Origin of the sequence: Pantoea sp. GM01 (assembly GCF_000282675.1) — a bacterium.
GTDB classification, from domain to species: domain Bacteria; phylum Pseudomonadota; class Gammaproteobacteria; order Enterobacterales; family Enterobacteriaceae; genus Pantoea; species Pantoea nemavictus.
Genome location: NZ_AKIU01000100.1, coordinates 1 through 8,289, shown reverse-complemented (window position 1 = coordinate 8,289; position 8,289 = coordinate 1). Strand labels below are relative to the sequence as shown.

The window sequence follows — 8,289 nt, the reverse complement described above, 5'->3', positions numbered from 1 at the left end:
GGAGACGCTGCCACATGCAGCTCCCCAACCATCATATTGCAGCATCTTCCTCCCCCATTTATGGGGGAGGACCGAGGAGGGGGACAGCCAGCACAATCTCAATCAGCCCGAAGCAAATCTACGACTTCACCACCCCATCCAGCCAGGCCTGGAACCGCGCATACGGCACATACAGCGCCACATTCTTAAACAGCGTCTTACCGCTCTTATTGTCATCAATCTGGCTGCTATAACCGACAATCACTCCCGCCAGCGTATCGTCGCTGGCGTTATACACCGCACCGCCGGACATGCCTTTCACCACGCCAGCATTAGCCGCTACCACCACACAGCTGGCCTTATTCCAGTCATTCGCCAGCGTGGTATTGATCAGATTCTTACCGCTCGATGCCACCGGCATCGCCGAAATAAAGCTGTAGCCATATAAATTCACGTTGTCGCCAATATGGCTATTACGAAACGGCGGCGGCAGATTGGCTTCACTGTTCTTGTGGTACACCACCGCAATATCACACTCAGGATGCCAGGCTTTCACCCGATACAGCGAATACTTCGCCACGTGCGCCGCCGTCAGGCTGTATTCGGGCGTGAGAGGAATGGTGGTGCCGAGCGCACCAATGCCCAGCACCGTGGGAATGCCGGTCACGGTCATATCAACGCGTTTTGCTGCTTCTTTACTGTATTCGTAGTGCCCAACAGAGCAGCCACTCAGGCAGCCAACAGTTAGCGCGATGAGCCATCGCATACGCTCTCCCCTCGATTTTTGACACCGCATAACCGGGCAATCCATTGAGGTATCGGCAGTGCTCGTCCATCCTTTACTGATTGATTTAGCGCCAAAAGCTGTGCTGCTGTGACAGCGATCACAACCTGCTTCAAGCGTAGCGCGGAAACATCAATCTGTCTCAATGGTTCGCTGCCGTCATTTTCCCGCACTGCGATTATTGCTGCAGGCGCAACATAGCCTTGCGGCGCGCGGGGTGGTTGCGGTGAAAAGGCTATGCTTTAATAACAATGTGACGCAGTTCAAATTTTAATAAACGTCCGTTGTAACCGCACTGCGTTCGCCGTGCGGCCTGCCTGCAAAAAATATTTGGGAGAGTGTGTTATGCCTGTTGCATTACTGGCGCTGGCGCTGAGTGCGTTCGCCATCGGCACCACGGAGTTCGTCATCATGGGATTACTGCCGGACGTGGCGGGCGATCTGCAGGTGACCATTCCTTCGGCGGGATGGCTGATCAGCGGTTACGCGCTGGGCGTGGCCATCGGCGCGCCGATCATGGCGCTGCTGACCGCCAAACTGCCGCGGAAAAAGACGCTGATTCTGCTGATGATTATCTTCATCATCGGCAACGTGCTCTGTGCGTTGGCCTACACCTACAACCTGCTGATGCTGGCGCGTGTGGTGACCGCGCTGTGTCACGGCGCCTTCTTCGGCATTGGCGCGGTGGTCGCGGCGAGTCTGGTGGCACCGAGTCGTCAGGCTTCTGCCGTGGCGCTGATGTTCACCGGACTGACGCTGGCTAACGTGCTTGGCGTGCCGCTCGGCACCTGGTTTGGTCAGATGTTTGGCTGGCGCGCCACCTTCTGGGGCGTGGCGATTATCGGCATCTTCGCCTTTATCGCGCTGATTGTTAGCCTGCCGAACAACAAAGAAGAGCAGCCGGTGCATCTGGCGAGTGAAATCAGCGCGCTGGCGAATGGCAAACTGTGGCTGTCGCTGTTGATGACGGTATTTTTTGCCGCCGCGATGTTTGCGCTGTTCAGCTACATCGCCCCGCTGCTGTTGCAAGTGACCGGCATCTCGGATCGTGGTGTGAGCTGGACGCTGTTCCTGATCGGTGCCGGTTTAACCGTCGGCAATATCCTCGGCGGCAAGCTGGCTGACTGGAAAGTGTCGTTTAGCCTGATCCTCAGCTTTGTGCTGATTGCGCTGTTCTCGCTGCTGTTCAGCTGGACCAGCCATGCGCTGTGGCTGGCGGAGATCACCCTGTTCTTGTGGGCGATGGCGACCTTTGCTACCGTGCCAGGCCTGCAGATTAACGTGGTGCGCCACGGTAAAGATGCGCCAAACCTGGTTTCTACGCTCAACATCTCCGCCTTCAACGTCGGTAACGCGCTCGGCGCGTGGGTCGGCGGCGCGGTGATCGAGAAAGGTTACGGCCTGACGTCGGTGCCGGTTGCTGCTGCCGCGCTGGCAGTCATCGGTTTGGTGATCTGCCTGATCACCTTCCGCAAATCGGGTGGGCAGGGCGAAGCGGTTAACGCTTAAGCTAATTGCTCGGCAATACGTTGTGGAAACGCGGCCACTTGCTGTTGCAGGTGGTCGCAGAAGTGATCGACCAGCGCTGAAGCCGGTCGATGCTGTGGCCGCACCAGACTGACGGTAAACGGCACGGCGATACTGAAGCGACGCATCACCACCCCGCTGGCGGCGTAATCAAGCGCCGTCAGCGGATTCACAATCGAAATCCCCACGCCCGCGCGCACCATCGCGCACACCGACGCCGCACTGTGCGTCTCCAGCACCAACCGTCGCTCCACCTCCTGCTCATGAAACAGCGAATCCAGTAGCTGGCGATAGCTATCGCTGCGCGACAGGCTGACGTAATTCTCGCCGTGGAAATCCTGCGGCGTCAGCACCGCGCGCTGGCACAGCGGATGTTGTGGCGGCAGCACGCACACTTCATCGCAGGTCAGCAGCGGCAGACGCTCGGTGCCGGCCGGCGCATGCTGGGTTTCGGTCAGACCGAGATCGTAGCGCTGCGCCGATAGCCACTCTTCCAGCAGCGGCGACTCCTGCGGAATGATATTCAGGCTGACCTGCGGATAGCGCTGCATAAAGGGCTGCAGCAGCGGCGGCAGCAGCGACTGGGAAAACACCGGCAAACAGGCGATCGACAGTTCGCCCTGACGAAATTGCCGCAGCCCTTCGGCGGCATCCATAATGCGATCGAGCCCATACCACGAGCGCTGCACCTCTTCGTACAGCCGCAGGCCTTGCACCGTCGGCTGCAAACGTCCGCGCACTCGCTCGAACAGCTGCAAGCCGAGCTGCTGCTCCAGCCGCGCCAGCTCGCGGCTTACCGTCGGCTGCGAGGTGTGCAGCAGCGTTGCCGCCTGCGTGAGGTTGCCGCTGGTCATCACCGCGTGAAAAATTTCGATATGTCGCCAGTTAATTTTTGCCATTGCGCCCTCCGCTAAAGCCATATCATATTTGTATAGATGTCGCTAAGACAGATATTTTTCTGAATCGCTGCGCTATGGCTAAATAGGGGTAATGACACAGGAGAATTGAGATGCCACGTCCACTGAACAACACCGAAACGGCGTTAACCGCCGCCCATTTACTGCCGCTGGCAAAGCGTTATAGCGGTCCATTCTGGGCTTATGACGCGGCGATTATTCAGCAGCGTATTGCCCAGCTGAGCGCGTTCGACGTGGTGCGTTTTGCGCAGAAGGCCTGCTCAAATATTCACATCCTGCGCCTGATGCGCGCGGCCGGCGTCAAAGTCGATTCGGTCTCGCTGGGTGAGATCGAGCGCGCCATTGCCGCCGGTTATCAGCCGGGCGGCGAAGATATTGTTTTCACCGCCGACGTGTTCGACCAGCCCACGCTGGCGCGCATTGCCGAGCTGAAGGTGCCGGTCAATGCCGGTTCAGTAGATATGCTGCATCAGTTGGGCGACGTGTCGCCAGGCCACGCGGTGTGGCTGCGCATCAACCCCGGTTTTGGTCACGGCCACAGCCAGAAAACCAACACCGGCGGTGAGAACAGCAAGCACGGCATCTGGCACAGTGATCTGCCGCTGGCGCTGGCGGCGATTCAGCAGCACGGCCTGCGTCTGGTCGGTTTGCATATGCATATCGGTTCCGGCGTTGATTACGGCCATCTGCAGCAGGTGTGCGACGCGATGGTCGATCAGGTGGTGGCGTTTGGTCAGGACCTCGAGGCGATTTCCGCCGGCGGCGGTTTGTCGATTCCTTATCGTTTTGGTGAAGAGGCCATTGATACTCAACACTATTACGGCTTGTGGAACGGCGCGCGCGAGCGTATTGCCGCGCATCTTGGTCATCCCGTGAAGCTGGAGATTGAGCCGGGCCGTTTCCTCGTCGCTGAGTCGGGCGTGCTGGTGTCACAGGTGCGCGCGGTGAAAGCGATGGGCAGCCGTCACTTTGTGCTGGTCGATGCCGGTTTCAGCGATTTGATGCGTCCGTCGATGTACGGCAGCTATCACCACATTTCGCTGCTGCCGGTTGACGGTCGCGCGCTGGGTGATGAAACGATTGAAAGCGTGGTGGCCGGTCCGCTGTGCGAATCGGGCGATGTGTTTACGCAGCTGGAAGGCGGCAAAGTGGAAACCCGCGCGCTGCCTGCGGCGCAGGTGGGTGACTATCTGGTGTTCCATGATACCGGCGCGTATGGCGCGTCGATGTCGTCGAACTACAACAGCCGCCCGCTGATTCCTGAAGTGCTGTTTGAGAACGGTGAGGCGCGGGAGATTCGTCGTGCGCAGACCATTCAGGAGCTGCTGGCGCTGGAACTGCACGGATGAAGATCGTTGCGCTCAGCGCGGTGCCGCACCACGCCACGCAGATCACCGATTGGCTGTGGCAGGCGTTTGGCGATGGTACCTCGCGCGAGTTTTACGACAGCATCGTGCGCAGCAGCCTCAACGGCGCCGATTTCCCGGTGACCTTTGTGGCGCTCGACGGCGATACGCCGCTGGGTACGGTGGGATTTTGGCGCTGCGATTTGATCAGCCGCCAGGATCTGACGCCGTGGGTGGCGGCGCTGTACGTTGAGGAGTCGGCGCGCGGCAAGGGATTGAGCGAAGCGCTGCAGCAACATGTGATTGCGTTTGCGCAGCAGCGCGGTTATGACAAGTTGTGGTTATGGTCGACGTTTGGTGGTTATTACGAACGTTTTGGCTGGCAGTATCAGTGCGAGGCGCTGGAGTTCCCGGATGTGCGGGTGAAGGTGTACGCGCGGGAGTTGTGATGGGTTGGGGCGGTGCGCGCTGTCCCTCACCCCAACCCTCTCCCGCAAGCGGGCGAGGGAGCCGCCCGAGCGATTTAGAAGTTAAGTGCCCGAGCGATCTTGAAGTTAAATGCCTGACAGATTTAGAAGTTAAGTGCCCGAGCGATTTCAAAGCAACGTGCTTATCTCATCCCGATCGGCGATCGGTTCCCTCTCCCGCATGCGGGAGAGGGCTAGGGTGAGGGAAACCCCGCACCCAACCCCAATCAACCCGGCCCACTCACCGAATGCCGTCTCACCAGCGTTGGGCTAAACATATTCGTCACTTCCGGCATCTCGCCGCCATTGGCTAACGCCAGCGCCAGCTGCGCGGCCTGTTGCGCCATGGTAACAATCGGATAGCGCACCGTGGTCAATCTTGGGCGCACATAGCGCGACACCAGCACATCATCAAAACCAATCAGTGACATCTCTTCCGGCACGCGAATGCCGTTATCGCTTAGCACCGCCAGCGCACCGGCCGCCATCGAATCGTTGTAGCAGGCCACTGCGGTAAACTGCTTACCGCGTCCCATCAACTCGGTCATCGCCTGCTCGCCGCCGACTTCGTCCGGTTCGCCCCACGCTACTAAGCGATCGTTACACGGCAAACCGTGCTCTTTTAGCGCATCGTAATAACCCTGCAGGCGATCTTCAGCATCCGAAATAGTGTGCGTAGAACAGATAAAGGCGATCTGCGTGTGGCCTTGCTGAATCAGATGACGGGTAGCCAGCCACGCGCCGTAGCGGTCATCCAGCGCGATGCAGCGCGTTTCAAAACCTTTCAACAGGCGATTCAGCAGCACCATGCCTGGCACCTGCTTCATCAGCATCTCTAAATCATCGTCGGGGATTTTCTTGGCGTGCACCACCAGCGCGGCGCAGCGATGACGCATCAGCTGCTCAATGGCCTGACGCTCTTTTTGCTCATTGTGGTAACCGTTACCAATCAGCAAAAAGTTGCCGGTCTGCCCTGCAACTTCGTCTACCGCTTTGACCATCGCGCCAAAAAACGGATCGGACACATCGCCCACCACTAAACCGAGGGTTTCGGTAGATTGCTGCGCCAGGGCGCGCGCATTGGCGTTCGGGTGATACTGCAACTGCTCCATTGCCTGGGTTACGGCGAGGCGCGAACTCTCGCTGGCTTTGGGCGAATTATTGATGACGCGGGAAACGGTCGCGACCGAAACCCCCGCCATGCGGGCAACATCCTTAATGGTAGCCATGCGATTATCGACATCCGGGAAAACGTTTACACATGCCATCAGTGTTACGGAAAAGCCACCCTGTAGCAACCCGCCAGAATGCCAGCGCTGTCGCAAAAGCACGGAAAATCAGGCGCTCACGGCCGCGCTTTAGCTCAGTCACAGGCTCATGTTATGCTGCCAGACATCATCACACCTGCCTGCCGGACCCAAAACCATGAAAACTCGCGTGCCACATCTGGCGCACTGGGGCGCTTTTACCGCCGTCACCGAAAACCATCGCCTGATTGGCTGTGAACCGTTCTTCGCCGATGCCGATCCGTCGCCAATGCTTAACACCATTCCTGAACTGGTCTATTCGGATAAACGTATTCGTCAGCCGATGGTGCGCCGATCCTGGCTCAAGTCACGCGAGAACAGCGATCGCACCTTGCGCGGTCGGGAAGATTTCGTGGCGGTGGATTGGGATACCGCGCTGGATCTGGTGGCGGAAGAGAATCGCCGCGTGCGCGATCGCTACGGCGCATCGGGCATTTTCAACGGCTCTTACGGCTGGTCATCGGCGGGGCGCGTCAACCACGCGCGCACGCTGATTCGTCGCTTCTATTTTCAGGGCGGCGGCGGGGTCGATCAGCAAGGCAACTACAGCTGGGGCGCGGCGCAGTTCTTCTTGCCGTATGTGATTGGCACCTACATGCCGCTGACCGGCCGCGTCACCGACTGGCCGGAAGTGGTGGAGCACGCCGAGATCTTCATCGCCTTTGGCGGCCTGGCGCTGAAAAATGCCCAGGTGGCGTCCGGCGGAGCGGGGCAGCACAGCCTGAAACCGGCGCTGGAGCAGCTTAGCGCCAAAGGCACGCCGATCATCAACATCAGCCCGATGCGCGATGATTGCCCGGCGTTCGTTAATGCCGAATGGATTGCCATTCGCCCGAACACCGACGTGGCGCTGATGCTGGCGCTGGGTTATGAAATTACCCGCCGCAACGGCATTGATGAAGGCTTTCTTGCCAGCCACTGCACCGGCTGGCCGCAGCTGCGCGGTTATTTGCTGGGCGAAAGCGATGGCATGGCCAAAACGCCAGAGTGGGCGAGCGCGATTACCGGCATTCCGGCGGCGCGCATCGCCCTGCTGGCGCAGCAGTTGATGGGCAAACGCAGCTTTATTACCTGCTCCTATTCGGTTCAGCGCGCCCATCGCGGCGAGCAGCCTTACTGGATGATGATTGCGCTGTCGTCGATGCTCGGCCAGCCGGGCTTGCCGGGCGGCGGCTTCTCGTTTGGTCACGGTTCGATGAACAGCGTCGGCAATCCGCGTCAGGATGGCCCAGCGCCGATGATGAGCACCGGCCCGAATCCGGGCAATTGGTCGATTCCGGTGGCGCGCATCAGCGATATGCTGCTCAATCCTGGCCAGCCGTATCACTTCCAGGGCGAAACCCAACACTATCCGGATATCCACTTAGTGCACTGGGCGGGCGGCAATCCGTTCCATCATCACCAGCAGCTCAATCGTCTGGTGGAGGGCTGGCAGCGTCCGGATACCGTGATTGTGCAGGATATTGTCTGGACGCCAGCGGCGCAGATGGCGGATATCGTGTTGCCCGCCACCACCACGCTGGAGCGCAACGACATCGGCGGATCGTCGCGCGATCGCTTCGTGCTGGCGATGCATCAGGCGATCAAGCCGCAGCATCAGGCGCGCAACGATTTCGATATCTTCGCAGATATCGCCGATCGTCTCGGCTATCGCGATGTGTTTACCGAAGGCCGCAACGAGATGCAGTGGATTGAACATCTGTATCAGCAGTGCGCCACCGCGCATGCGCGCCGTGATATCCATTTCCCGGAGTTTGGCGAATTTTGGCAGCGCGGTTTTGTCGAGATCCCCGCAGGCGGCAAGCCGTTCGTGTTTATGGATGATTTCCGCGCCAATCCAGAAACGCACCCGATTCAAACCGCCAGCGGCAAGATTGAGCTGTTCTGCCAGACCATCGCCGATTATCAGCTGGACGATTTCGCCGGACATCCCGAATGGCGCGAGCCGCAGGAGTGGCTCCC

Annotated in this window: 7 protein-coding genes; 4 read left to right on the top strand and 3 right to left on the bottom strand. The window is 59.2% G+C overall.

Annotated elements, in window-relative coordinates; translation table 11 throughout:
• Positions 1-118: 118 nt before the first annotated feature.
• Positions 119-745 (bottom strand): hypothetical protein, encoded by a 627-nt coding sequence (locus PMI17_RS24390; protein ID WP_007894153.1) that lies wholly within the window; start codon positions 743-745, stop codon positions 119-121.
• A gap of 363 nt (positions 746-1,108) precedes the next feature.
• Here PMI17_RS24390 and PMI17_RS24385 point away from each other — a divergent pair, with 363 nt between their 5' ends.
• Positions 1,109-2,272: an MFS transporter gene (locus PMI17_RS24385; RefSeq protein WP_007894151.1), complete on the top strand. Its 1,164-nt coding sequence runs from the start codon at positions 1,109-1,111 to the stop codon at positions 2,270-2,272.
• On the opposite strand, the gene PMI17_RS24380 is transcribed toward PMI17_RS24385, so the two are convergent.
• Complete coding sequence (locus PMI17_RS24380; RefSeq protein WP_007894149.1) at positions 2,269-3,189, bottom strand: LysR family transcriptional regulator; 921 nt, start codon at positions 3,187-3,189, stop codon at positions 2,269-2,271. The two genes, PMI17_RS24385 and PMI17_RS24380, sit on opposite strands and share 4 nt — an antisense overlap.
• A 110-nt stretch (positions 3,190-3,299) precedes the next feature.
• Between PMI17_RS24380 and lysA the strand changes: the two genes are divergently transcribed.
• Both lysA and PMI17_RS24370 read left to right on the top strand, forming a co-directional pair.
• Complete coding sequence (gene lysA, locus PMI17_RS24375; protein ID WP_007894146.1) at positions 3,300-4,556, top strand: diaminopimelate decarboxylase; 1,257 nt, start codon at positions 3,300-3,302, stop codon at positions 4,554-4,556.
• Entirely contained in the window at positions 4,553-5,002 is a 450-nt protein-coding gene (locus PMI17_RS24370) for a GNAT family N-acetyltransferase (RefSeq protein WP_007894144.1), read from the top strand. The genes lysA and PMI17_RS24370 overlap by 4 nt, the downstream gene beginning before the upstream one ends.
• Positions 5,003-5,247: 245 nt before the next feature.
• Here the strand turns inward: PMI17_RS24370 and galR are convergent, their stop codons facing one another.
• Positions 5,248-6,249: an HTH-type transcriptional regulator GalR gene (gene galR, locus PMI17_RS24365; protein WP_036622264.1), complete on the bottom strand. Its 1,002-nt coding sequence runs from the start codon at positions 6,247-6,249 to the stop codon at positions 5,248-5,250.
• 196 nt (positions 6,250-6,445) lie between these two features.
• On the opposite strand from galR, the gene PMI17_RS24360 reads away from it, so the two are divergent.
• The coding region (locus tag PMI17_RS24360) for a molybdopterin-dependent oxidoreductase (RefSeq protein WP_007894129.1) at positions 6,446-8,289 on the top strand (1,844 nt) is incomplete at its 3' end.

Coding starts and splice junctions, on each gene's coding strand:
- PMI17_RS24385 (WP_007894151.1), top strand. CDS start 1,109: ATGCCTGTTGCATTACTGGCGCTGGCGCTGAGTGCGTTCGCCATCGGC.
- PMI17_RS24370 (WP_007894144.1), top strand. CDS start 4,553: ATGAAGATCGTTGCGCTCAGCGCGGTGCCGCACCACGCCACGCAGATC.
- galR (WP_036622264.1), bottom strand. CDS start 6,249: ATGGCTACCATTAAGGATGTTGCCCGCATGGCGGGGGTTTCGGTCGCG.
- PMI17_RS24380 (WP_007894149.1), bottom strand. CDS start 3,189: ATGGCAAAAATTAACTGGCGACATATCGAAATTTTTCACGCGGTGATG.
- PMI17_RS24390 (WP_007894153.1), bottom strand. CDS start 745: ATGCGATGGCTCATCGCGCTAACTGTTGGCTGCCTGAGTGGCTGCTCT.
- lysA (WP_007894146.1), top strand. CDS start 3,300: ATGCCACGTCCACTGAACAACACCGAAACGGCGTTAACCGCCGCCCAT.